The 23,637-nt window shown below is 61.0% G+C and carries 20 protein-coding genes; 11 read left to right on the top strand and 9 right to left on the bottom strand.

All coding sequences use genetic code 11. The features are described from left to right. The first annotated feature begins 106 nt into the window (after nt 1-106). Nucleotides 107-3,553 carry a dermonecrotic toxin domain-containing protein gene (locus ACQKEN_RS19770; protein ID WP_427688096.1) on the top strand — a complete coding sequence of 1,149 codons (3,447 nt, stop codon included), beginning with the start codon at nt 107-109 and terminating at the stop codon, nt 3,551-3,553. 3 nt (nt 3,554-3,556) lie between these two features. On the opposite strand, the gene ACQKEN_RS19765 is transcribed toward ACQKEN_RS19770, so the two are convergent. After that, nucleotides 3,557-4,360, bottom strand: coding sequence for a SirB1 family protein (locus ACQKEN_RS19765; RefSeq protein ID WP_427688092.1), 804 nt, complete (start codon nt 4,358-4,360; stop codon nt 3,557-3,559). Between the two features lie 196 nt (nt 4,361-4,556). On the opposite strand from ACQKEN_RS19765, the gene ACQKEN_RS19760 reads away from it, so the two are divergent. Next, complete coding sequence (locus ACQKEN_RS19760; protein ID WP_427688090.1) at nt 4,557-5,579, top strand: Glu/Leu/Phe/Val dehydrogenase dimerization domain-containing protein; 1,023 nt, start codon at nt 4,557-4,559, stop codon at nt 5,577-5,579. A gap of 56 nt (nt 5,580-5,635) precedes the next feature. Here the strand turns inward: ACQKEN_RS19760 and ACQKEN_RS19755 are convergent, their stop codons facing one another. Continuing rightward, complete coding sequence (locus ACQKEN_RS19755) at nt 5,636-5,902, bottom strand: YebG family protein (protein ID WP_065991884.1); 267 nt, start codon at nt 5,900-5,902, stop codon at nt 5,636-5,638. Nucleotides 5,903-6,323: 421 nt separating this feature from the next. On the opposite strand from ACQKEN_RS19755, the gene ACQKEN_RS19750 reads away from it, so the two are divergent. Next, on the top strand, nt 6,324-6,770 hold the full coding sequence (locus tag ACQKEN_RS19750) for a phosphate-starvation-inducible protein PsiE (RefSeq protein ID WP_427688089.1): 447 nt from the start codon (nt 6,324-6,326) through the stop codon (nt 6,768-6,770). 159 nt (nt 6,771-6,929) lie between these two features. Here ACQKEN_RS19750 and ACQKEN_RS19745 read toward each other — a convergent pair whose 3' ends face one another. The 4 genes from ACQKEN_RS19745 to ACQKEN_RS19730 form a co-directional block, all read right to left on the bottom strand. Next, nucleotides 6,930-7,244: a hypothetical protein gene (locus tag ACQKEN_RS19745; protein ID WP_427688087.1), complete on the bottom strand. Its 315-nt coding sequence runs from the start codon at nt 7,242-7,244 to the stop codon at nt 6,930-6,932. A gap of 242 nt (nt 7,245-7,486) precedes the next feature. Then, complete coding sequence (locus ACQKEN_RS19740) at nt 7,487-7,831, bottom strand: YXWGXW repeat-containing protein (protein WP_427688085.1); 345 nt, start codon at nt 7,829-7,831, stop codon at nt 7,487-7,489. A gap of 234 nt (nt 7,832-8,065) precedes the next feature. Further along, the gene (locus tag ACQKEN_RS19735) at nt 8,066-8,395 is read right to left on the bottom strand and encodes a DUF3509 domain-containing protein (RefSeq protein WP_427688083.1); all 330 of its coding nucleotides are present in this window, start codon (nt 8,393-8,395) and stop codon (nt 8,066-8,068) included. Between the two features lie 539 nt (nt 8,396-8,934). Further along, nucleotides 8,935-9,357: an HPF/RaiA family ribosome-associated protein gene (locus tag ACQKEN_RS19730; RefSeq protein WP_065991892.1), complete on the bottom strand. Its 423-nt coding sequence runs from the start codon at nt 9,355-9,357 to the stop codon at nt 8,935-8,937. Nucleotides 9,358-9,650: 293 nt separating this feature from the next. On the opposite strand from ACQKEN_RS19730, the gene ACQKEN_RS19725 reads away from it, so the two are divergent. Genes ACQKEN_RS19725 through ACQKEN_RS19715 form a run of 3 tightly spaced genes read left to right on the top strand, consistent with a single transcriptional unit; the run spans nt 9,651 to nt 13,667 of the window. Beyond that, entirely contained in the window at nt 9,651-10,256 is a 606-nt protein-coding gene (locus tag ACQKEN_RS19725) for an RNA polymerase sigma factor (RefSeq protein ID WP_427688081.1), read from the top strand. Further along, nucleotides 10,253-11,236 (top strand): FecR family protein, encoded by a 984-nt coding sequence (locus ACQKEN_RS19720; RefSeq protein WP_427688079.1) that lies wholly within the window; start codon nt 10,253-10,255, stop codon nt 11,234-11,236. Before ACQKEN_RS19725 ends, ACQKEN_RS19720 begins: the two co-directional genes overlap by 4 nt. A gap of 19 nt (nt 11,237-11,255) precedes the next feature. Beyond that, nucleotides 11,256-13,667: a TonB-dependent siderophore receptor gene (locus ACQKEN_RS19715; protein ID WP_427688078.1), complete on the top strand. Its 2,412-nt coding sequence runs from the start codon at nt 11,256-11,258 to the stop codon at nt 13,665-13,667. 185 nt (nt 13,668-13,852) lie between these two features. Here the strand turns inward: ACQKEN_RS19715 and ACQKEN_RS19710 are convergent, their stop codons facing one another. Beyond that, nucleotides 13,853-14,725, bottom strand: a complete 873-nt coding sequence (locus ACQKEN_RS19710) for a helix-turn-helix domain-containing protein (protein ID WP_427688076.1) — start codon at nt 14,723-14,725, stop codon at nt 13,853-13,855. A gap of 133 nt (nt 14,726-14,858) precedes the next feature. Here ACQKEN_RS19710 and ACQKEN_RS19705 point away from each other — a divergent pair, with 133 nt between their 5' ends. Continuing rightward, the gene (locus ACQKEN_RS19705; protein ID WP_427688075.1) at nt 14,859-15,758 is read left to right on the top strand and encodes a DMT family transporter; all 900 of its coding nucleotides are present in this window, start codon (nt 14,859-14,861) and stop codon (nt 15,756-15,758) included. A 518-nt stretch (nt 15,759-16,276) separates the two neighbouring features. Here the strand turns inward: ACQKEN_RS19705 and ACQKEN_RS19700 are convergent. Beyond that, on the bottom strand, nt 16,277-17,251 hold the full coding sequence (locus ACQKEN_RS19700; RefSeq protein ID WP_427688073.1) for a 2-hydroxyacid dehydrogenase: 975 nt from the start codon (nt 17,249-17,251) through the stop codon (nt 16,277-16,279). Between the two features lie 105 nt (nt 17,252-17,356). Next, nucleotides 17,357-18,304, bottom strand: a complete 948-nt coding sequence (locus tag ACQKEN_RS19695) for a LysR family transcriptional regulator (RefSeq protein ID WP_265388367.1) — start codon at nt 18,302-18,304, stop codon at nt 17,357-17,359. Between the two features lie 181 nt (nt 18,305-18,485). On the opposite strand from ACQKEN_RS19695, the gene ACQKEN_RS19690 reads away from it, so the two are divergent. From ACQKEN_RS19690 to ACQKEN_RS19675, 4 genes are all read left to right on the top strand, one after another. Continuing rightward, a complete protein-coding gene (locus ACQKEN_RS19690; RefSeq protein WP_427688071.1) occupies nt 18,486-19,994 on the top strand; it encodes an efflux transporter outer membrane subunit in 1,509 nt (502 codons plus the stop codon). A 160-nt stretch (nt 19,995-20,154) separates the two neighbouring features. Further along, nucleotides 20,155-22,353 carry an FUSC family protein gene (locus ACQKEN_RS19685; protein ID WP_427688069.1) on the top strand — a complete coding sequence of 733 codons (2,199 nt, stop codon included), beginning with the start codon at nt 20,155-20,157 and terminating at the stop codon, nt 22,351-22,353. Next, nucleotides 22,343-22,543 carry a DUF1656 domain-containing protein gene (locus ACQKEN_RS19680; protein WP_065991906.1) on the top strand — a complete coding sequence of 67 codons (201 nt, stop codon included), beginning with the start codon at nt 22,343-22,345 and terminating at the stop codon, nt 22,541-22,543. Before ACQKEN_RS19685 ends, ACQKEN_RS19680 begins: the two co-directional genes overlap by 11 nt. Before the next feature lie 15 nt (nt 22,544-22,558). Further along, a complete protein-coding gene (locus ACQKEN_RS19675; protein WP_427688066.1) occupies nt 22,559-23,431 on the top strand; it encodes an efflux RND transporter periplasmic adaptor subunit in 873 nt (290 codons plus the stop codon). The last annotated feature ends 206 nt before the right edge of the window (nt 23,432-23,637 follow it).

The raw sequence follows: 23,637 nt of genomic DNA, 5'->3' as shown, positions 1-23,637 counted from the left end.
GGCAGGGGGGCAGCACTTTAAATAACAGCTCTTTTGGACCGCTCACGTATTTCACACCTTGGCTGGATGCCCTGGTGGCGAGGGCGGTCATCATGGAGCTGTAAAGATGACTGATCATATTTTCAACAATGACATCCATACGAAGCCGGGTTCGCTGCTCGATCACGCCAGTAACGAGGCCGAGCTGTCAGCGCTGATCGTTTCGCAACTGCGTCAGGTTCCCACTGTGCGCGACGCTGCCAGGCAGATGCTGGCCGAGCAACTTCGCCAACTCAGGCCATTTCCTAATCCTGACGCGCTCTTCATTCACAGGGAGGATGCCGGGGGAGCCGATCCCGCCCCGCTCTGTCTGACCGATGTCCTGCTACACGCTTTCATGGGAGACAGGGTTTACCTGGACGACCCACAGGCCGTTCTCTCTACGCGTAAGGACTCCTCCCATGTGGCCTATACGTTGCCGGGGTTTGGCGCAGATGCCTTCAGGACAATGTGCGAGGACCTGATCGCACAATTGCCCGGTTATTTGAAGTTCAGTCTCAATGCGTATTGGGAAGTGGATGAGCCGACGTTCAAATCCATTCCTGGTGAAAGTGCCGTTAGCGGCACACGTGAGGAAATCTTCGGGACGCTGCAGTCCTGGATTTACGGGCACGCCATTCGATTGGCCGTGGGCCGCGGCGAGCTGGATGCTCAAGACGAAACACGTCTATCGCGCGTTGTCGGGGACACCGAGGCCAAGGGCTGCTATGGCCTGTCGTTGCGCACCTCGCAAGGCACACTGCTGCCCCTTGCAGGGGTCTATGCAGCGACTGCGGACGATGTCGATGCCATGCCGCTGACTGACGATGGCAGCCATGCAGGCGTCTACCTCTTCACCCCGGCGGCTGGCGTGGAAAAGTTCGCCACAGTCAGTGCAATGAGCGCCGCGCTGATGCACCGTCTGGAGCAGGATGCCACTCGGTATCTGCTGGCAGGGTGCCTGTCCCTCGAAGATCAGACGTCGCTGGACAGCACCCCGGCAGGCGCGCTGCAAGTGGAATACTCGTTGCTCAAGGAAAAACCCGCGAGCCACTGGATGACTCGCTTGCGTGAAAAACAGCTGAGTGATCTCGATCATCTGCTCGCCCACGCGCCGTCGATGGAGGCCGAGTGCGATGCCGAGGCACGGCTGCAAATGTTCGATGACGCCATCCGCCTTGACGATCTGGAGGAGGCGCTGAACGTCCGCTACCTCGACCTGCTGGCGTTTATCCAGGAGCGACGTCTTCCTGATGGGATCAGGTTCGCTGCCCCTGAAGACCGCCATCGCTACGACACGCTCGTCGCCGAGCAGACGCGATGTGAAGGGCTGATGCAGGCACAAATGGCGGGGATCGAGTCGCCCGAAATCTTCGCTCGCAACGAAATCGCTGCTTATTTGATGAAGCATCTGGGCTTTACCGTCGATCCGGCGAAAGTGACGATTAATCTGCCAGACGAAATGCCGTTCGCCAGCGGGCCGCTCAACGCGGTGTACACCCATACATTGTTGGGGTTTGCCCTCGATGGGCTGCCGGAGCTCGACCTGCAACTTCGCCCCAGCGTCGAGGTTGATGCCGTGTATTCACACCAGAGACTGGACTTCGACTTCATCAGCCGCTTGCTGAAAGACCTTGATCTGAAACAGCGCTTCGAACACGAACTGGAGCGCCGTTATCGCGAGCAGACCACGCGGGATGCCATGGCGGCGCTGCGTGCCAGCACCATTGCCTTGAGTGCGTGGGCGGCAAAGCTCCAGGGGCATCTTTCCGATCGTGGTCTGGCGTTGATCGAGCGAGCGCAGTCGAACCTCGGCAGCACACGCGCCTTGAGTGTCGGTGGCCTGTATCTGAAAGGCGGCGACCGCAGACTGGAAGATGTGGTGGTCATCAGGGAGGGCGACGGTGATGACGCGTTTTATGTGCTCTACGCCCCGGGACATCCGAGTGGGCGCGATATGTTCGATTTCGACAGCTGGCGCAAGTTGTCGTTTGAAATCGGCGGCTGGACGGCCAGCGCCCGCGGGGCCCAGTACCTGCTGGATCAGACCGTGGTCAACGCCGATCAGCACGTGGTGCCCTACATTGAAAGCCTTCGGCTGAAGCCTTCAGCCTGGAATGTTGACAGTGTGCTGTTCGTGAACGTCGAGGCCTCCTCTTTCACTGAGGCGGTGTCGAGCTTGAGTCACTACAAGATCGAGCAGATGCTGACCCGTAATCGAATCGTGTCCAGCACCCGTGCGCCATACATCACCCGGCAGGATCGGATGGCGGCGGTGGTGTTGGGGCATCGGATCTCGGCGCTGCAGAAAGCCTATGACAGTTTCGGTGTCATTCCATGGCGCGCCGCTGCCCGTCAGGAGTGCGAGCGCTTGATCGACAAGCACCTGAAGGACTCGGGAGTACCGGGAAGCATCGACCCGGACACCGTGTTTTTCGATCTGGACGGCAGCTCGGTCAACGGGGAACCGGATTTTGGGCGTTACACAACGCTGCGCTGTCTGACCGACCTGTTCATGGTGGGTTACTCGGAAGAAGACTACGCCTTCGGCCCTGATGCGGCGGTGTATTCCTCCATTGGTCAGGATGTGTCCGCGCTGTCGGGTGCGTTCGTGGATGAGATGATCCGCGGGTCCGATTACGCCGATGAGTACATCAGCGAGTTGCGCCGGCATACCCAAGGGCTGACCAACTCCCCGCCACCCAGGCTTCGCGGTCTGTTCGCGCGCAAGACACATTATGAGCTGCGCCGTGACGCGCTGACCGAATACATTGCAGGCCGGCTGACTCCCGATCAATACATGTGGATTGTCAGAATGGCCGCAAGCCTGGACAGCAGCATTGTCGGTAACACTGCCCAAACGCCCGGGACTCTCCATCTCCTGATGATGGAGCACAAGACCTTCGACGGCCTCTACGTCTTCAGACCGGACAAAGACAGTGCTCGGCTGGGAGCATGGGTTTACACCCCCGGTGCGCCGGACGGCCATCTGTTCCGTCAGGAAGAAGACGTTGTGCGCTCCGTCGCGCGGCCAGGCATGAGTCGTTATTACTATGATCGGGTCCCTTACAGAGCCCAGCGCATCATTGGCACGCTCATGCAAAAGCTTGAGATGTCGCCGGTGGTAGATGGCGAGCTGTATGCCGTTGGCTATTCAACTCCGATCAGAAGCCTGGAAGGGTTGCACGGTATCGCCGTGCAGCACTTGATCGTGGATATCGATGCTCAAACCGAGAGTGTTGCCGAACGGCGCCTGCTCAACACGTATACCTTCATACGTAAATACGGCGGCTATCTGGCTGACCTTAACCCCATGACTAAACTGGTGTGGACGGCCCTGCACGCTTCGGTGGACCTGTATCGCGGCGTCCAGGCTTATCAGGATGGCGACCGGGCGCGCGCGCGGGGCTATTTCGCCAAAGCAGCCTTCGGCGCATTCAAGGCGGGCAGGCAGGCACGATCGATCCGCAAGGCCGAGAAGTTGAAACAACTGGAAAAGGCGAAAAACAGCGCTGGCTCCCTGGCTCGTTCCTGATGTTCAGTGCAGCGCGCCCATGCCGGGCAGTTGAATCAGACGCTGAGTGAGCCGCACCCGCTGAACAGGGTCATCACTCAACATCAATGCATGCTCCAGGTCGAACCGTTCGGCCTGCGGGCATTCCAGATGCTGATACAGGCTGGCACGAGCGAGGTAATCGCTGGTGTTGGCCTGGCCCAATTCCATCACCCGGGTCGCGTCTTTGAGTGCGGCGATCAAATCGTCGTTTAGCTGATGCAGATACCGCAGGTTTCTCGACAACCGCTGCAACATTGCCGCTGGCGTCGCGGTTTTCATGTGCTCGGCGCGCAGCGGCATGTCTGCGCCGAACTGTCGCAGCAACAATTCCCGGCAGTCTTTCGGATAGAGCCTGCGCCCGCCGCAAGGGTCCAGCGTATGGTCGGCACCGGGCACACGCAGCAGAAAGTGCCCGGGGAAGTTAACGCCCTCGAGGGGGATTTCCAGACGCCGTGCGATCTCCAGCGCAATGAGCGCCAGCCCCAGCGGCTGGCCGCGACGACGTTCAAGGACCTTGTGAATCAACGCAACTTGGGGTTTGGGCTGGGCAGCATCGTCTTGCTGAAATCCCGACGTCGCCAGTTGCCGCAGCAATGGCTGGGCAAGCTCTGCGGCCGGCAACAACGGAAGCGACGCGCTGACGCTGCGTTCCAGAGCGGTGAGCTGGTCGCGGATGACCTGGAAATCAACCTGGCCGTCGTGCTCGGTGGCGATCCATGAAGCAGCTTCGAAGGTAGACGGCGGGGTCCGTTCTAGACAGGCAAGGCATTGCTGGCGCGGATTCATCGACTTCTCCGGCAGGATAAGACGGCTGAGAAGAATTAACGGATGACTCTGTTTTATCCCTGGCCGCTGTCTTCGTCCAGCGTTGATTCATTGCGTGCGGCCAACGGCAGTCCGTCGTCCGGATCCGCCCGGGGCCGGCCTTCTTTTTTTCAATCAGCGCCTATACTCGCCAGTACGAAAAAGGGGAGCAGTGCCCATGTTCGCTCTCATGCAAAGCTCACGCGTGCAATCACTGCACATGATGGTTGAGCCGCGCACCGGCCTGAAGGCGGTGATCGCGATCCATAGCAGCCAGAAAGGTCCGGCGATGGGAGGCTGTCGCTACCTCTCCTATCCAAACGAAGAGAGCGCCATAGAGGACGCCATTCAGCTGGCACGGAACATGAGCTACAAAGCCGTGCTTGCAGGGTTGTCACTGGGCGGTGGAACGGCAGTGATCATGCAGCCCGCCCACGTGCCTGATCGGGCTGCCTTGTTCGAGGCGTTCGGGCGATTTGTGCAGTCCCTGGACGGCCGTTACGTCACGGCCATGGACAGCGGCACGTCGCGAGAGGACATGGACTGCATTGCCCAATTCACCCCGCACGTCACCAGCACCACGGCGGTCGGCGACCCGTCTGCGCACACTGCGCTGGGTTTGTACGCCGGGATTCGTACCACGGCCATGGCAAGGCTGGGCAGTGACAATCTCGAAGGTTTGCGTGTGGCGATTCAGGGGTTGGGGCATGTGGGCTACGCGCTCGCGGAACAGCTGCATGCAGCGGGCGCCGAGTTGTTGGTGGCAGATCTGGACAGCGGCAAGGTGCAGCTCGCCATGGAGCAATTTGGCGCCAAGCCGGTTGCCAGCGAAGCGCTTCTCAGCACGCCTTGCGACATCCTTGCGCCGTGCGGGCTGGGCGGCGTACTCAACAGCCACAGTGTGACCAAGTTGCGTTGCGCCGCTGTCGCGGGTGGCGCCAACAACCAGCTGAGCTGCGCTGCGATCGCCGACCAACTCGAAGCACGCGGCATTCTGTATGCGCCGGATTACGTGATCAATTCCGGCGGCCTGATTTATGTCGCGCTGCATCATCAGGGGCAAAGCCCGGGCACCATCACCGCGCATCTGTCTCAGATCGGCACGCGGCTGACCGAGGTGTTCGCCCATGCGCAAGCTGAAAAACGCTCACCCGCGAGGGTTGCAGATGAGCTGGCAGAGCGGCTGCTGGACATGGACTGAAGCGCTTTGGTGGCAAGCCGGCCTGCAACTGGCTTAAGCCGAAGTCGCGGGCCTGACTACTCTGCCTGCTCCGCTGCGGGTGCCAGCTCGTTGAGGGCAAGGGCATTGCTTTTGAACGCGGCAGCGAAGACGGCGCGGTTTTTCGCCATGAAAATACTGGCGTCTTCTGCGTGTTTTTCGGAGAGCCCGGCGACGTTCTTCATCAACACATCGGTGAGCAGTTCTGCCAGTTCCAGCATCTGATCATGGGCATCGGCGAGTTTGCGGTCCACGAACGTAGTCTCCAAATCACGGGTACTGCGGTAAAGGGTTTCAACAGCCATTGTTGGCCTCGTCGTCATTTCCAGAGTTGTAAGGGATCAGCCCGGCGCTCAATGCTTCGGCCGACGGATGATGCAAAGACAGCGTGCTCCGTCTTTTTTACTGTGTATTTATACAGTTCGCAGCATAGGTGAATCGCCACAGCTTGGGTAGGGGGTGCCCGACCACTTTTTTTGCCAGTCGCGGCCTTGCGACATCTGGTCACGTTCTCAACCTTAGCCGATGGCCCTATTAATGCTTGCCTTCGGACACCTCGCGCACGAGCAAAACGTCATGCGCGCGGAGCATCATCCGGTCCGGGTCACCCAAGTAAGTGCATCGTGAACATCAACGCGGCCATAACCCTGCGTCGACAGATCCACCGCTGCGCTGAAGCGCAGCGCTCGTTATGAACAATTTTGGTTTGGTCAGGGGAGGTAAGGGATGGCGGGTGTGAAATGGGCAGATCGAATGCGGGCGAAGCTTCATGGCGGCGCTAACAGCCTGGGCAACTTGGCTGTTGAAGCGTTTCATTATCTGGCGCTGTTCGGCATCGGCGCGGTCACCGCATACGCCGCGATCAAGGCCTTCATCGGCATGCTCGGGCAGGAGTACATCGCCGTAGATGACATTTTGCTGCTGTTCATCTACCTCGAACTGGGCGCGATGGTCGGGATTTATTTCAAGACCAACCACATGCCCCTGCGGTTCTTGCTGTACATCGGGGTGACCGCTTTGATTCGCTTGCTGATCAGCGACGTGTCACATCACAAAGCGCCTGATCTGGGGATTATCTACGTCTGTGGCGGCGTGCTGTTGCTCGCGTTCTCGATTCTGGTCGTGAGGTATTCCTCGTCGAGGTATCCGTCGGTGCAGGAGAAAGTGGAGTAGGGATGGGATGAGTCCTTATTGTTTAGGACTCATCTACCGTTTGCCCGGCATAGGTCTTGGCTTTTGGTGTTTATACGTTTAGCGGCCAACGCCGAGGACTGGGGACAGGGGCGTGGCGACGGCGTTTCCCATCCATACGCATTACCAGACGGGCTGGGATTACTTCCTGGCCTTTTTTATGATTTCTTCAATCATCTTGAGCGTATCCGAGCCGCGACCTTCGATAAGTTCGACATAAAAATTGCTGTAAGCTTCAGAAAGATCTCGATATTTTCGGAGGTTTGATTCAGCCATAATTCGATGGCCTGGTATGTCTCGTGCTTCGACCTGGGTATTAATCTCACCTCGCTCGGCGGCCGATATTAAAGGCTCCATATGCTCATACAAAGCGAGTGCTGCCGGTTCTTTTTCTTTATACCGTTCCAATTGTTTCCGCAGTTCTATGGCGGCTTGTCTTAACGCTTGAATATCCATAATCAGTCCTGATTGCCGATTTCGCTTTGCTGCAGACTTTAGCTGACCGCCGTCATCTGCCTGGTCGCAATTGTCGTGATATTGCCCAAATGCTGTGGTTGGTGCGACTCTGCTTAGGAAAGCCTCAGCGCGCCCTGGAGACCATTGCTTGCAACCAATGAACTGCTTTCGATGACCTATCCACCAGCAAATCCATAAAAAATGCCCCGTCTCAGCGGGGCATTTTTGCGTGTGGCAGGTCGTCAGTTTACCCAGACGCCCACATGGTAATGCCAGCCATCGCCTCGACTTTCCCAGTACGGATGTTGATAGCGATAGCCCGGCCTTACCGCTTCCCAGTGGCCGTGCTCGGCGACGTAGCGGTTGCCGTTCCAGCGCCAGTAGCCGCGGGACCAGATGTAGCCCGGACGCGGCGCCGGTTCTTCTTCGACGACGCGCACGGGCGGCGCTTGGGGGGCGACGACTTCGACGTATTCGGCCCGCGGCGCGGGTCGGTCTACGACTCGCCGCTCGTGCACCACTCTTTCTTCCACGCACCCGGTCGCCAGGGCCAGCGCGCCAATCAGCGCTATGTATCGTAGAGACATATCGTCACCTCAGACTTGTCCAGACTCTGCTGCTCGCCGTTTTGTTGTGTAACGGGGCAGCCGGCTTGCTACAGGTTTGTTGTAACAGGTGCTTTCTGTCTGAGGGCTGAATCGGCGGGACTTACAGGGAAGTAGGCGATCGTCGGCGGGTGGCAGGACGCATCGAGATTGATGTAACGAAGTGCTGCGCTGGCGAGGCAATGGATATCACCTCACTCCATGCGCATCAGAAAGTCAGATGCCGGCAGTCAACTGCGGACGGCTGAGGACGTTGGTTCGGGTGGGCGGCGGCGAGAGTTGCTTGAGGTCGCCGTCGGTCATGGCCGCAAGGATCTTGATGGCGCTGTGACCCTGTTCGATGGCGATGCCGAACTGGATGCTTTCGATCAAACGACGCAGCCGCTTGGGCGAGTTGCGTTGCTCGGCACTGAGCAGGCGTTTGGCGACCACACCTGACTCATTCGACAGCGTCAGCATGATGGTCCCGTCGAGGCCCTGGATACTCAGGTTGACCCGGTAGTCGGGATGGAAAGCGTCGGTGATCAGTTGAAAAGGGTTATCCATGGCCTGTTACCTGTTAACGATCTGCATAAATTGACTGGGGGTGAATCCCTTTAGTTCTCGAAGCCGATCAACGGTTAATGATTCCTGCCCTGGCCGCGCTCGCTGAAGTCGCGGTGATATCCATCGTGGTCCGTTGAAACGTCGTCTCATTGAGCGAGTCACTGCGCGCCGAGCCAATAAACTCGCGGCGTGCAGGTGAGGTGTAAGCTCGACGATACAAAGCTTGCAGGGTTTGGGCCATAAGGGACGAAAGGTGTAAATGCTCCCAATAGGCGGACCGCGGGGCTCTGAATCGCCAACCAGGTCACGGTTTCGGCGCCCATCTTGTACTGGCCAACTGCTTGGATAATTCCCACTTGGCACCATTTGCGCGCCCCCTGCATTCTTTGTGTGCGAAAGGTTGGCGGGTAAACTTGCCGCGTGTTTAGCGCAGCTCACAAGGCGAGCGTTCGGCGCTTATCGAACGCGCAAAAAGAAGGGGCGGGCCCGTTTCCAGGCCCGCCCCTCATTCAGCAGTTCAGTGTCTCAAGGCTGCTGCATCAGCCGTGCAATGCTTCATCCTTCTCGAGAAATTCTTCTTCGAGCAGCGCATCAGCGCTGACGGGCTCGTCGTCCAGATCGCTTTCAATCACCGGAGCCGCGCCGCGTTTGTTGCCGCGCAGCTTTCCGAAAAGATGTTCCAGGGCGTGGTCCAGTTTGACCGCTGCACCATCCACTGCCTGATCGATCGAATCGGCCTTGTGGGTCACGGAAATGGGTTGGTGTCCTTTTGGCCGGGCTTCCATCTGGCAACGGATGTCGTGCGGGCCGGGCTTGTCGCCGTTTTCGTCGTTGATGTGGACTTCAACGCGGGTGAGATCCTCTTCGTATCGTTCGAGCGTAGTTTCAACCGTGGTTCGTACCCACTCCTCCAGACGGACGCTGTTTTCGATGTGGTTATCGCTATTGACCTGGATTTGCATAGTTCTTCCCTTACTTTGGCTTGCTCGGGAGAGTCTGGACGAGGTGTTTTTCGTCTGCCCTCATTCACAGTGTTGGCGCCGATCCACGAACAATTCAACCCCTTGGAACCGAGAATATATTTCGCCAATGCGGGAACTCGACCGGCAAGTCCATTTTTACTGGGCTGCGCCTTTTCACTGACTCATTTCAGGCACTGCAGATTTGTTGCGAGATTCGTCGGACATCTTTTGCGCATGAGAATATTTATCATTAATATCGCGCCTTGCATCCTTCCCAACCTCGTGCTTGAACCATGATCGATCCGCCTCCGTCCTTGAACTCATCGTGTCAGGACCTCGACCCCGAGGCGCCGAAGGCTGCACGCGCGCGTTTTCTGGAGGTATTTCTGTCCCAGCGTCCGCAAATGGAGGCGCTGGTCAGCCGAAAAGTGGGTTGCCGGGCGACGGCGGCCGACCTGGTGCAGGACCTGTTTCTCAGGTTCTGGCGGCGCCCGCTGGTGCAGGTCGAGGAGCTCAACACGTACCTGCTGCGCTGCGCCGGCAATATCGCCATTGACCATCTGCGCAATGAAAGCACCCGCGCCCGGCTCAGCGAGGATCTGCTCCCTGATGCGTATCGGCCCGAGACTGACGAACCCCAAGCGGCGCTGGAGGCGAGCAATGATCTGCGCCACATCGAAACGGCATTGCGCGGATTGCCGGAAAAAACCCGGCAGATCTTTCTGCTCAACCGTATCCACGGGCGCAAATACGCCGAAATCGCCAAGGCCATGGCGCTTTCGCAGAGTGCCGTGGAGAAACACATGATGCGCGCCCTGCAAGCCTGCAAGGCGAGCGTCAATCAGGACGTTGCTCGGGATTTGCCCTTGGGCGGGAAAACCGGGGGCGTGCGTCGATGAACCCAGTTCCCCATCCAAATGCCGATCCTCACACCCTGGCCCTGAGCTGGCTCAGTGTGTTGCACAACCAGCCGACGGTCGCCGATCAGGCGCGTTTCAGCCGTTGGCTGCACGCCGATCCTGCCCATGCCGAGGCCTACGCTCAGGCCCAGGTGCTGTGGGAACTCAGTGAAGAGCCTGCCGCCACATTGGCCGGCGAGGACGCCGCTGCGCTCGACGCCTTGCTGCGGAAAATGGACGCGCCCACGCCCCAAAGGCTGCCGCGCTGGGGAGCGGCGCTGGCGATGGCGGCGTGTCTGGTGCTGATGGTGAGCGCCGGGCTTGGCTGGAATCCGCAGCGCTGGGCGGATGATCTGGGCGCCGATTATGTGTCCGCACCGGGGCAGATCCGGACCGTGACCCTGGCCGACGGGTCGCAGGTGACGATGGACGCTGACAGCGCCATCGCCGTGCATTTCGACGCGGGTGAGCGGCACGTCGAGTTGCGCCGTGGCGCCGCATTCTTTCAAGTCAGTCATACCGGCGAGGCGTTTGTGGTCGATGGCGGACGCGGGGAAACCCGGGTGCTGGGCACGCAGTTCGAGGTGCGCCTGCAAGCTGCCGGCGCGCAGGTCACGGTACTCTCCGGGCGTGTTGGGGTGAAGGCCGCCGCCGATGCGCCGCCGCAGATCCTGACGGCTGGTCAGCGTATGAGTTATGACCGCGAGCGCACAGGTGATCCGCAGCCTGTCGACAGCGAAAGCCAGTTGGCCTGGCGGCAGGGCTGGCTCAATTACGCCCGCACACCCCTCGCTGATGTCATCAACGACCTCAACCGTTATTACCCGGGCCGGATCATTTTGCTTAACGATCAGTTGGCAGCGAAGCCCGTCAGCGGCAGCTTTCCCAGCCGCGATGCGCTGGCTGTGCTGGCGGCGTTGAAATCCGTCGTGGGTTTTGAGCAGTACGAAGCGCTCGGGCGGGTGATTGTGATCCGCTGATCAACAGCGAGTGGTTGGCGTGTGTCGCATTCAAACGGGGTTGAACGATGTGAGAAGGTGGTGTGGCGTTTCGGTGGTGGCGGTTTGGAGCGCATGCGCCCAGGCAGCCGTGCCTGCCTACGACTTTTCGATCCCGGCCAGACCGCTGCCCCAGGCGCTGAGGGATTTCAGTCGGGTGACAGGGCTTGGCGTGATTTACACCCAGGATGCGCCCTACGCGGTCGATGCCCCGGCGTTGGTCGGCTCGTTCAGCGCGGAACAGGCGTTACGCATTCTGCTGGGAACGTCTGGGCTCACGTTCCGCCGTGTCACTGACGACACCTTTACGCTGCAATCCCGGCCCGCTGAGGGCGCGGTCTCCCTTGGCGCGACGCAGATCGATTCCACCCGCAGTGCCGTTTATAGCTATCAGCCGCCCGCCGTGACATCGGTGATGCGCAGCGCAACCCCGCCGCTGGAAAACCCGCAGGCGGTTAGCGTTGTGCCGGCCCAGGTGTTAAGCGATCAGGCGCCGCGCAACCTCGACGATGCGCTGGCCAACGTGAGCGGCCTGACCCAGGGCAACACCCTCGGCAGCACCCAGGACACGCTGATGAAGCGCGGTTTTGGCGACAATCGCGACGGTTCGATCATGCGCGATGGCATGCCGGTGGTGCAGGGCCGCAACCTGAATGCGACGGCCGAGCGCGTTGAAGTCCTCAAGGGGCCGGCGTCACTGCTGTATGGCATTCAGGACCCGGGTGGGGTGATCAACGTGGTCAGCAAGCGCCCGCAGTTGCAGTCGGTCAATGCCCTCACGGCCCGGGGTTCAAGCTACGGCTCAGGCAAGAACGGCAGCGGCGCAACAGTCGATAGCACCGGTGCCATTGATGGCGCTGAAGGGGCGTCCACCGGATTGGCGTATCGCTTGATCGTTGACCACGAAGACGAAGATTACTGGCGCAATTACGGCGTGCACCGTGAATCGTTGGTGGCGCCGTCCCTTGCCTGGTATGGCGATGACACCGAAGTGCTGGCGTCCTACGAGCACCGGGAATTTCTCTCGCCGTTTGATCGCGGCACGGCAATCGACCCGCGCACCAACCGTCCGTTGAACATTCCCGCGACCCGCCGTCTGGACGAGCCGTTCAACAACATGGAAGGGCGCTCGGATCTGTATCGATTCGAGCTCGACCACAGGTTCAACGACACCTGGCAAGGCCACCTCGGCTACAGCTATAACCGCGAGACCTATGACGCCAGCCAAGTGCGGGTGACCGCCGTCGCCCCGGCAACCGGCACGCTGACCCGCTCCATCGACGGGACCGGCAACGCCCTGAGCACCGATCGCTTCACCACGCTCACGTTGAGCGGCGACACCTTGCTGGCCGGCTTGCGGCACGAACTGCTGATCGGCGTCGACGACGAGTACCGCAAGGTCGCGCGGGGTGAGCTGATCCGCCAGAAAAGCCAGAGCACGTTCAGCTATGTGAATCCGGTGTATGGCCAGGACGCGGAGGGCACTCTGGTCAGTGCGGCGGACAGCCATCAGCTCGATATTCTGCGCAGCGACTCGGTGTTTGCTCAGGACTCCGTGCACCTCACCGATCGCTGGATTTTCGTCGCGGGTGCGCGCTATCAAGTGTTCGACCAGCAGGCCGGCAAAGGCGAGCCGTTCATGAGCAATACGGATTTGAACGGGCAGAAGTGGATTCCGCGAGCGGGCCTCGTTTACCGCTACAGCGATGAGCTGTCGGTGTATAGCAGTTACACCGAGGCGTTCAAGCCCAACTCCAGCATCGCCGCGTTGGCGGGCGGCACCGTGCTGGATTCGGCGACGCTGCCCGAAGAATCGAAAGCCTGGGAGCTGGGCGCCAAGTGGGAGGCTTCCGATGGCATCAGTGCGACGCTGGCGCTGTTCGACATCCGAAAGCGCAACGTGCTGGTGGCGAATTTCGACTCGCTGACGGCAGACACGGTTTACACCACGGCGGGCCAAGTGCGCTCGCGGGGCCTGGAGCTGGACGTCAGCGGGCAGGTGTCAGAGCGCTGGAGCCTGATTGGCGGCTACGCCTTCACCGACGCCTGGGTGGTTGAGGACCCGACCTTGAAGGGCAACCGCTTGCAGAACGTGCCCCGGCACAGCGGCTCGGTCTCGGCGGTGTACGACTTTGGCGCGGTGTTGGGCGCCAGCCGGCTGCGGGCGGGAGCAGGCGCCCATTACGTCGGCGAACGTGCGGGCAATCCCGACAACGACTTTGACTTGCCCGGCTACACCGTCGCCGATGCCTTCGCGACCTACGAAACCCGTCTGAATGGGCAGAAAGTGAAGTTTCAGCTGAACGTGAAAAACCTGTTTGATCGCACCTATTACAGCTCCGCGGTGAGCCGTTATTTCGTGTCGCTGGGGGATTCGCGGCAGGTGGTCATGGCGACGACGCTGGAGTTTTAAGCCGTTACATTGCCGACCCGGTTCTGCCGGTAGACGCTTGCCCCCTGTAGGAGTGAGCTTGCTCGCGAAGGCTTTGTTTCAGCCCGTGAAAAATGATCGGGTGTACGGGCCTCTTCGCGAGCAAGCTCACTCCTACAGTTTCATATGGGGTTGACCCGTTGGTGTTGGTGGCTCTTGAAACGCATTTACTGAAACGCAGCCCGGTACTCGCCCGCCGTCGCGCCCACTGACTGTTTGAACCGGTTACTGAAATGGCTGGCACTCGCGAAGCCGCATTCCAGGGCAATCTCGCCGAACGGCTTGCGCGTCGACCGCAGCAGTTCCCGGGCGCAGTTTAGGCGTCGGGCGAGCAGGTATTGATGGGGCGGCAGGCCGAAGCTTTCGCGGAACATCCGTGCGAAATGGTATTCCGACAGCGCGCACATGCCCGCCAACTGCCCGAGGCTCAAGGGATCGGCCAGATTCAGCTCGATAAACTCCACCAACTGACGGCGCAAGTGCGGCGCCAGTCCGCCTTTCAACCGCAGCCCTTCGCGCAGTCCTACCTGGCGCAGGACCATGTGATCGAGCAACTCATGGGCCAGGCTGCTGGTGAGCATGCGGTCGCCGGGTTCGCTCCAGTCCATGCGGATCAGGCGATGAAAACGCTCGGCCTGCAGCGGATCGTCCAGAAACGTGTGCTCCTGCAATGCCAGCTGGCGCGGCTCGCGGTCCAGCAGCGTGACGCAGTTGAGGGCGAACTGTTCGGGACTGATGTACAGATGCGCCAGACGGATTTCTCCGTTCACCACCCAGGAAGACTGGTGGCCGGCGGGCAGCGTGCAAATCTTGTCCGGGGCGCCTTTCTTGTCCGGCTGATCGCGGCGGAACGTCCCGGTGCCGCCGTCGATGTAGCACGACAACGTGTGGTGGGTCGGCGCGTGGTAGTTCTGCGCGTCATGACGGTTGTTCCACAACGCCGCCATCACCCCGTCACCCAAGGGCGCGCACTTCTCCAGCTGCGCGTGGGGCGAGCTGTTCAGGGATTGAAAAACCTGGATGGTTTCGAGTGACGACATGGGGACTCCTCTACGCCTCGCATCCTACTCCGAGCGCTGCCGCCTGCCAGCGGGGTGACGATCAAATGCGCAAGTTTCTGCAAGTGAGCGCAGACCCGCGCCGCCAGACTGAGGCTTCACTGGGGAGCCCGACATGAACATCACGTTGTATCTGCTGACCGTTTTGATCTGGGGCACGACCTGGATTGCCTTGAAACTGCAACTGGGCGAAGTCGCCATTCCGGTGTCGATCGTCTACCGCTTCGGCCTCGCGGCGCTGATCATCTTCGCCCTGTTGCTGGCGACCGGGAAACTGCAGAAGGTCAATCGGCGCGGGCAGCTCATCTGTCTGGCGCAAGGGCTGTGCCTGTTCTGCGTCAACTTCATGTGCTTCTACACCGCCAGCCAGTGGATTCCGACCGGTCTGGTGGCGGTGGTGTTTTCCACCGCGACACTGTGGAACGCGCTGAATGCGCGGATCTTTTTCAAACAGAAAGTCGCGCGCAACGTGGTGATGGGCGGAACGCTGGGGCTGATAGGACTGGCGTGCCTGTTCTGGCCGGAGTTGGCCGGGCACAGCGCCAGTCGCGAGACCTTGATCGGCTTGGCCTTGACCCTGCTCGGCACGCTGTGTTTCTCGGCGGGGAATATGCTGTCCAGCCTGCAACAGAAGGCCGGCCTGCGCCCGCTGACCACCAATGCCTACGGCATGCTGTATGGCGCGACGATGCTCTGTGTGTATTGCCTGCTGAGCGGCACGCCGTTCGGGTTTGAATGGAACGCGCGGTACATCGGCTCGTTGCTGTACCTGGTAATCCCGGGTTCGGTGATTGGCTTTACTGCCTATCTCACCTTGGTCGGCCCCATGGGCCCGGAGCGCGCGGCGTATTGCACAGTGCTGTTTCCGGTGGTGGCGTTGAATGTGTCGGCGTTTGCCGAAGGCTACCAATGGACCGCCCCCGCGCTGATGGGGCTGGTGTTGGTGATGGCCGGGAACGTGCTGGTATTCAGGAAGCCGAGGGTGATTGTGCCGGTGGGTGCGAAACTGGCGTGAGAGGCTGACTGGCGCGGAGCGGCGGGAGCGGCATTCCCACGGGGACGGTGGGAACATCACATCGGTGATCAGAACACCTGTGGGAGCCGGCTTGCTGGCGAATGCGGCAGGTCAGACGCTGCAGGGGTGAATGGTCTGACGTGTTCGCCAGCAAGCCGGCTCCTACGGGTGATCGTTCCCGCGCTCTGCGTGGGAATGCAGCCTGTGACGCTCCGCGTCATTCCCGCTCAAATGGCGCGGAGCGCCGGGAACGGCATTCCACGGGGACGGTGGGAACATCACATCGGTGATCAGAACACCTGTGGGAGCCGGCTTGCTGGCGAATGCGGCAGGTCAGACGCTGCAGGGGTGAATGGTCTGACGTGTTCGCCAGCAAGCCGGCTCCTACGGGTGATCGTTCCCGCGCTCTGCGTGGGAATGCAGCCTGTGACGCTCCGCGTCATTCCCGCTCAAATGGCGCGGAGCGGCGGGAGCGGCATTCCCACGGGGACCGTGGGAACGATCATCAAAAGGGCGGCTCAGCCCTTCCACACCTGCGCATTCACCAGATCCTGCGGCTTCTCGCCCAGCAGCGCGGCGCGCAGGTTGGCGTAGGCGCGGTCGGCCATGGCCTGACGGGTTTCGTCCGTCGCCGAACCGATGTGGGGCAGCGTCACTGCGTTGCTCAGGGCGAACAGCGGCGATTCGGACAGCGGCTCTTTCTCGTAGACATCCAGACCGGCGCCGCGAATCGTGCCGTCCTGCAGCGCCTTGATCAGCGCCAGTTCGTCGACGATCGGACCGCGGGCGATGTTCACCAGAATCGCACTCTTCTTCATCAGTGACAGCTCGCGGGTGCTAATCAGGTGCGTTGTCTTTTCGCTGAGCGGCACCACCAGACAAACGAAATCCGACTCCGCCAGCAGCTGATCCAGCGTACGGAATTGCGCGCCCAGTTCCTGCTCGAGGGCGGTCTTGCGGCTGTTGCCGCTGTACAGAATCGGCATGTTGAAACCCAGACGACCACGCCGCGCGACCGCTGCGCCGATGTTGCCCATGCCCACGATGCCCAGCGTCTTGCCGTAGACATCAGTGCCGAAATGCGGCGCCTCAATGCTGCGTTTCCAGTGGCCGGCCTTGGTGTAGGCGTCCAGTTCGGCGACGCGGCGGGCGCTGCTCATGATCAGCGAGAAGCCCAGGTCGGCGGTGCTTTCCGTCAGCACGTCAGGGGTGTTGGTCAGCATGATGCCGCGTTCGGTGAGGTAGCCGACGTCGTAGTTGTCGTAACCGACCGAAATGCTCGATACCACCTCCAGCTGCTTCGCATTCTCCAGTTGCTCGCGCCCCAGCTTGCGGCCGGCGCCGATCATGCCGTGGCTGTGGGGCAGGGCTTCGTTGAACTGCGCGTTCAGATCACCCTTTTTCGGGTCGGGGATGATCACGTTGAAGTCTTGCTGCAGGCGCTCGGCCATTTCCGGGGACACGCGGCTGAAGGCAAGGACGGTCTTTTTCATCGGATAGCTTCTCTCGGCAGGTCAGAAGGGCAATACGTAGCACGCTAACATTCTTGCCGAGGGATTGGCGAGGCAGAGGGATACGTCGCCCGTTGCGGCAGAGCGTTAAACCGTCGCCGGCAAGACATGGGTCTGAAGGTCCGCTTCATGGGCCGCCATGATTTCCGGCAGTGACCCGCGCAGGTACTCGACCCAGGTTTTGATCTTCGCATCCAGGTACTGGCGCGAAGGGTAGATCGCGTACAGGTTCAGCTCGTGGGACCGGTACTGGGGCAATACCCGCACCAGCGAGCCGTTACGCAATCCTTCGATGGCCGAGTAGATCGGCAGAATCCCGATGCCCATGCCGCTGCTGATCGCCGCCTGCATGGCGTCGGCCGAATTCACCAGAAACGGCGAGTTGCCGATGGTCACGGTTTCCTGGCCTTCGGGGCCGTCGAACGCCCACTTTTCCAGCGGGAACACCGGGCTGACCAGGCGCAGGCAGGCATGATTGAGCAAATCAGCCGGCCGGTGCGCCATGCCGAACGCCTTGATGTAGGCGGGCGAGGCGCAAACGATGCTGTAGGTGATACCCAGTCGCTGGGAGACGAAGCCCGAATCCGGCAGCTCGCTGGCGAGCACGATGGACACGTCATAACCCTCTTCGAGCAGGTCCGGGACGCGGTTGGTCATGGTCAGGTCGAACGACACGTCCGGGTGATTGCGCCGGTAACGGGCAATCGCGTCGATGACGTAATGCTGGCCTACGCCGGTCATCGAATGGACTTTCAGTTGCCCGGCCGGGCGCGCATGGGCGTCGCTGGCTTCGGCTTCCGCTTCTTCCACATAGCCGAGGATCTGTTCGCAGCGCAGCAGGTAACGCTTGCCCGCTTCAGTCAGGGCGATGCGTCGCGTGGTGCGGTTGAGGAGTCGGGTCTGCAGGTGGGCTTCGAGGTTGGAGACAGCGCGCGAAACGTTTGCGGTGGTGGTGTCCAGTTGAGCGGCGGCAGCGGTGAAGCTGCCCGCTTGCGCCACGCAAGTGAAGGCGCGCATGTTTTGCAGAGTGTCCATTGGCCGTTCTCAGGTGAGATAGCAAATTGTGACATGAAGTAACTGATCCATGTCAGCCATACCAAAGGATTATCTCCGGTTGCGTAACAAAGATTCGCAGAAGTCCCGGCTTATCGTCGGGCTAGACGCCCCCTAGAATCGCCGCATCATCGATTCCCCCTCCATTCAGGTAATTGCAGCAGTGCCGCGTCGTCTCGTCAGAGGGCTCAAGCCCCTCAGTGTGTGGGCTTTAACGTTACTCATCAGCGGCTGCATCGGAACTGGCGGAATTGCCCCACAAGGCACAGCGATGTCCCCCGACGCGCTGGCCACCGACGACGCCATCAAGGCGGCCGACAAAGACGCCCACTGGCCGGCCGGTCAGTGGTGGCGCGCCTATGGCGACGAACAACTCAATCGCTGGATCGAACTGGCAGCCCTCGGCAGCCCCAGCCTGGCGATTGCTGCTGCGCGGGTGCGTCAGGCCAAGGCCATGGCGGGTATTGCGGAGTCGGCGCAATCCCTGCACATCTCCGGCGACAGCACCTTGAAACGGCACAACTGGCCGACGGATCAGTTCTACGGCCCGGGTGAGCTGTCGAACACCAGCACGTGGGACAACAACGCCTCGCTGGGCCTGAGTTATTCCCTTGATCTGTGGGGCCAGGAAAGCAACCACTCCGAACAGGCGCTGGACATGGCGCACATGAGTGCGGCCCAGGAGCGTCAGGCGCAGCTGGAATTGCAGGACAACATCGTCCGCGCGTACATCCAGTTGTCGCTCAACTACGCCCAGCGTGACATTGCCGAAGCGACCCTCGCCCAACAGAAGCAGATCGTTGATCTGGCCCAGCGTCGCCTGAAAGGCGGCATCGGCACCCATTTCGAAGTCAGCCAGGCAGAAACCCCGCTGCCTGAAACCCATCGTCAAATTGACGCGCTGGACGAGGCGATTGCCCTGAGCCGCAATCAGATCGCGGCGCTGGCGGGCAAAGGCCCGGGCGAGGGCGCGAGTCTGCAGCGCCCGACGCTGTCGCTGAACGCCGCATTGAAGTTGCCGTCGGCGTTGCCGGCCGAGTTGCTGGGGCAGCGTCCGGATGTGGTCGCCAGTCGCTGGCGGGTGGCGGCGCAGGCGCGGGGCATCGATGTGGCCCATGCCGGCTTTTATCCCAACGTCGATCTGATGGGCAGCCTTGGTTACATGGCTACCGGCGGCGGCATGCTGGAATTCCTCGCCGGCAAGAAATTCAACTACAGCGTCGGCCCGGCGATCACCTTGCCGATCTTCGACGGCGGGCGTTTGCGTTCGGAGCTGGGCGTGGCGTCAGCGGGCTATGACGAAGCTGTCGCCCAGTACAACCAGACCCTGGTGATGGCGCTGAAGAGCATTTCCGATCAATTGATTCGCCGCGAGTCGATGGACAAGCAACAGCAGTTCGCCGATCAATCCGTGGCCGCCGCACAGAAAACCTACGACATCGCGATGGTTGCCTATCAGCGCGGCCTGACCGATTACCTCAATGTGCTTAACGCACAGACGCTGTTGTTCCATCAGCAGCAGGTGCAGCAACACGTCCAGGCCGAACGCCTGACGGTGCATGCGGAGTTGGTGGTGGCCCTGGGCGGCGGGTTGATGGCGGGCCATGACTCCCCCGCACCGGAAAAAACCGCTGTGCCGAAAACGCCGGTGTCGTTGGCGGTGTTCGATTAATGAAACTCTCCGGTTGTAGGAGCGTGGCTTGTCCCGCGATCGACCGGGAACCGGTCGCCAAATTTGCCCACTCGATTTGGCCAGACTCACCACATGTACCGATCTTGCTGCCGGTTCCCGGCAGTTCGCGGGACAAGCCACGCTCCTACAGGACTTGGCGATGAACTTGGGTTTCAACTGGCTCAAATCCCTCGAATGGCGTCGTGGCCTCAACGACTGGGGGCGCAGCGATGGCGTGACGTGGATCTACATCGGCAAGGTTCTGATCGCGGCATTCCTGACCTACTGGGTCGCCATGCGCCTGGAACTGCCGCAGCCGCGCACGGCCATGATCACCGTGTTCATCGTCATGCAGCCCCAGAGCGGCCAGGTATTCGCCAAGAGTTTCTACCGTTTGCTGGGCACCCTCGCCGGCTCGGTGGTGATGGTCACCCTGATGGCACTCTTCGCGCAGAACAGCGAGCTGTTCCTCGGCAGTCTGGCGATCTGGGTCGGCTTCTGCTGCGCCGGCGCCGCGCGCTATCGCAACTTCCGCGCCTATGGTTTCGTGCTCGCCGGTTACACCGCCGCGATGACCGGACTGCCCGCCCTAGCGCACCCGGACACCTCGTTCATGGCGGCCATGTGGCGGGTGCTGGAAATCTCCCTCGGCATCGTCTGCTCGACATTGGTCAGCGCCGCAATTCTGCCGCAAAGCGCCGGCGCCGCGATGCGCAACACCCTCTATCAGCGCTTCGGCACCTTCGCCCAGTTCGTCATCACCGGCTTGCGCGGTGAAAGCGATCCGGCGTCGTTCGAAGCCAGCAACGTGCGTTTCATCGCCGATGCCGTGGGGCTCGAAGGCCTGCGCGCCGTCACCGTGTTCGAAGACCCGCACATGCGCCGCCGCAACGGCCGGCTGAATCGCCTGAACAGCGAATTCATGACCATCACCACGCGTTTCAACGCCTTGCATCAATTGCTGGAACGCCTGCGTCGGCGTGGTGTGACGCCCGCAGTGCGAGCCATCGAGCCCGGCCTGAATGCGCTGACGGGGGTGCTGGAGCCGTTCGCCGGGCGCGCGCTGACCAACGCCGACGCTGCGCTGCTGGCCAATCGGTTGAGCGTGTACAAGGCCGACCTGCCCGAGCACGTGCGCAGCCTGCGTGCCGAGTTCGTCAAGACCGAACCCAGCGACGATGACCTGCTTGATTTCCACACCGCTTACGAATTGCTGTATCGCTTCGTCGACGACCTGCACGACTATGCCCAGACCCATGCCTCCCTGGCCGATCACCGCCATGCGCGGGAGAAGTGGGTCGAGCCGTTCGTGTCCACCACCAGTTGGCTGTCTTCGTTGGCATCCGGCGTGCGCGCGACCTTTATTCTTGCGGTGATGTCGGTTTACTGGGTGGCGACGGCCTGGCCGAGCGGCGCGTCGATGACCCTGGTGTCTGCCGCCACCGTGGCGCTTTCCGCGACGACACCGAACCCGAGGCGCATGTCCTTTCAGATGGCCTGCGGGACTTTTCTGGGCGCGGTTTTGGGGTTTTTCATCACCTTTTTCGTGCTGCCGCGCATCGATGGTTTCCCCCTGTTGTGCATGGTGCTGGCGCCGGTGTTCGTGCTCGGCACCTTCCTGACCACGCGGCCGCAGTGGGTGGGATATGGGCTGGGGCTGCTGATTTTCTTCAGCATTGGTTCGGCGCCGGACAACCTCACGGTCTACAACCCGTATGCGTTCATCAATGACTACATCGCCATGGTCCTCGGCATGCTGCTGTGCGCGGCGGCGGGGGCAATCATTCTGCCGCCGAACAGTCGCTGGTTGTGGCAGCGGCTGGAAGGCAATCTGCGTCAGCAAGTCAGTTTTGCCATCAGCGCGCCGCTGCGCGGGATTCGCTCCAGCTTCGAAAGCCGCACCCGCGATCTGATGCATCAGGCCTATGGCCTGGCCGCCGGCAAACCCGAAGTGCAACGCAACCTGCTGCGCTGGATGTTCGTGGTGCTGGAGATCGGCCACGCGATCATCGAGTTGCGCCGCGAGCAGGACATTCTGCCGGTACACCCGAGCTATGCCGAGTCGCAGCCCTGGCGGCAGGCGATTCGCGCCATGGGCCGCTCGCTGATTCGTCTGTTCATCCAGCCTGATCGCCACAACCTGGCGCGCAGCCTGTCGGCCGTTGATCACGCCATCGTGTGCGTGCAGAACACCGACGAGCCCTTCGCGCCGCACTTCGACACTTCGGCGTTGCGCCGGGTGAAAAGCTACCTGCACTTTATTCGTACCTGCTTGCTGGACCCGCAATCGCCGCTGGCAGACGCCGCGTCGGAGCAGGCGCCTGCCGCCTCGCCGCAAGGACCACTCAATGCCTCGTGAACTCGCCTTCCACGGCGTTTACATGCCGACCGTGACCGTCATGTTTCTGGTCGCCATGGTGCTTTCCTGGGCGCTGGACCGCTTCATGTCCGGGCTCGATCTGTACCGTTTTTTCTGGCATCCGGCGCTGCTGCGTCTGAGCCTGTTCAGCTGCATTTTCGGCGCCATGGCGCTTACTGTTTACCGTTGAGGCACGTGGGTTGAGATGAAAAAGCTCTTCAGTCTGATCGCGACTTTGTTGATTCTGGCGCTGGCCATCTGGATCGGCCGGCTGCTGTGGATTCATTATATGGACACGCCGTGGACCCGCGACGGCCGGGTGCGCGCTGACGTGATCAACGTCGCCGCCGATGTCAGCGGCGTGGTGATTGATGTGCCGGTGAAGGACAACCAGCCGGTGAAAAAAGGCGACCTGTTGATGCAGATCGACCCTGAGCATTATCAGCTGGCGGTGAAGCAGGCCGAGGCGATGGTGGCGTCGCGCAAAGCGACGTGGGAGATGCGCAAGGTCAACGCCAATCGGCGCAAGGACATGGATGCCCTGGTGATCTCCGCCGAAAGCCGCGAAGACGCCGGGAATGTCGCTACCTCTGCCCAGGCGGATTATCAACTGGCGGTCGCCCAGCTCGACGCCGCGCAACTGAACCTGCAGCGCACCAAAGTGCTGGCGGCAGTGGATGGTTATGTTACCAACCTCAACGTGCACCGCGGCGACTACGCGCGCATCGGCGATGCGAAGATGGCCGTCGTCGACAGGAATTCGTTCTGGGTGTACGGCTTCTTCGAAGAGACCAAGCTGCCCCACGTCAGAATCGGCGATCCGGCGGACATGCAGTTGATGAGCGGGGAAGTGATGAAGGGCCACGTCGAGAGCATCGCCCGCGCCATCTACGACCGCGATAACCCTGAGAGCCGCGAACTGATCGCCGACGTTAACCCGACCTTCAACTGGGTGCGTCTGGCCCAGCGCGTACCCGTGCGTATTCACCTGGATCACGTGCCGGAAGGGGTCGTGCTGGCGGCGGGGATCACCTGCACGGTGATTGTGAATCCCGAAACGCAAGATTCAACGCGATAGCACGTTGAGCTGCGCGGTACGCCAGATGTGTCGCCCCGGAGGATGTAGGAGCGTGGCTTGTCCCGCGATCTGTTGCGCAGCGACGGTGAATGGCTGAACGCGATACGTCGGCTCGACACAGAACCTGTAGGAGCGCGCTTGCCCGCGAAGAGGCCGGTGCGTCCGACGCATCTCTGTCGTCCATGCTGACGCCTTCGCGGGCAAGC

The sequence above is a fragment of the Pseudomonas sp. NPDC078416 genome (genome assembly GCF_050268485.1).
Classification (GTDB): domain Bacteria; phylum Pseudomonadota; class Gammaproteobacteria; order Pseudomonadales; family Pseudomonadaceae; genus Aquipseudomonas.
Note: the sequence above shows the minus strand (reverse complement) of the source record. Positions and strands in the feature narration are given on the sequence as shown.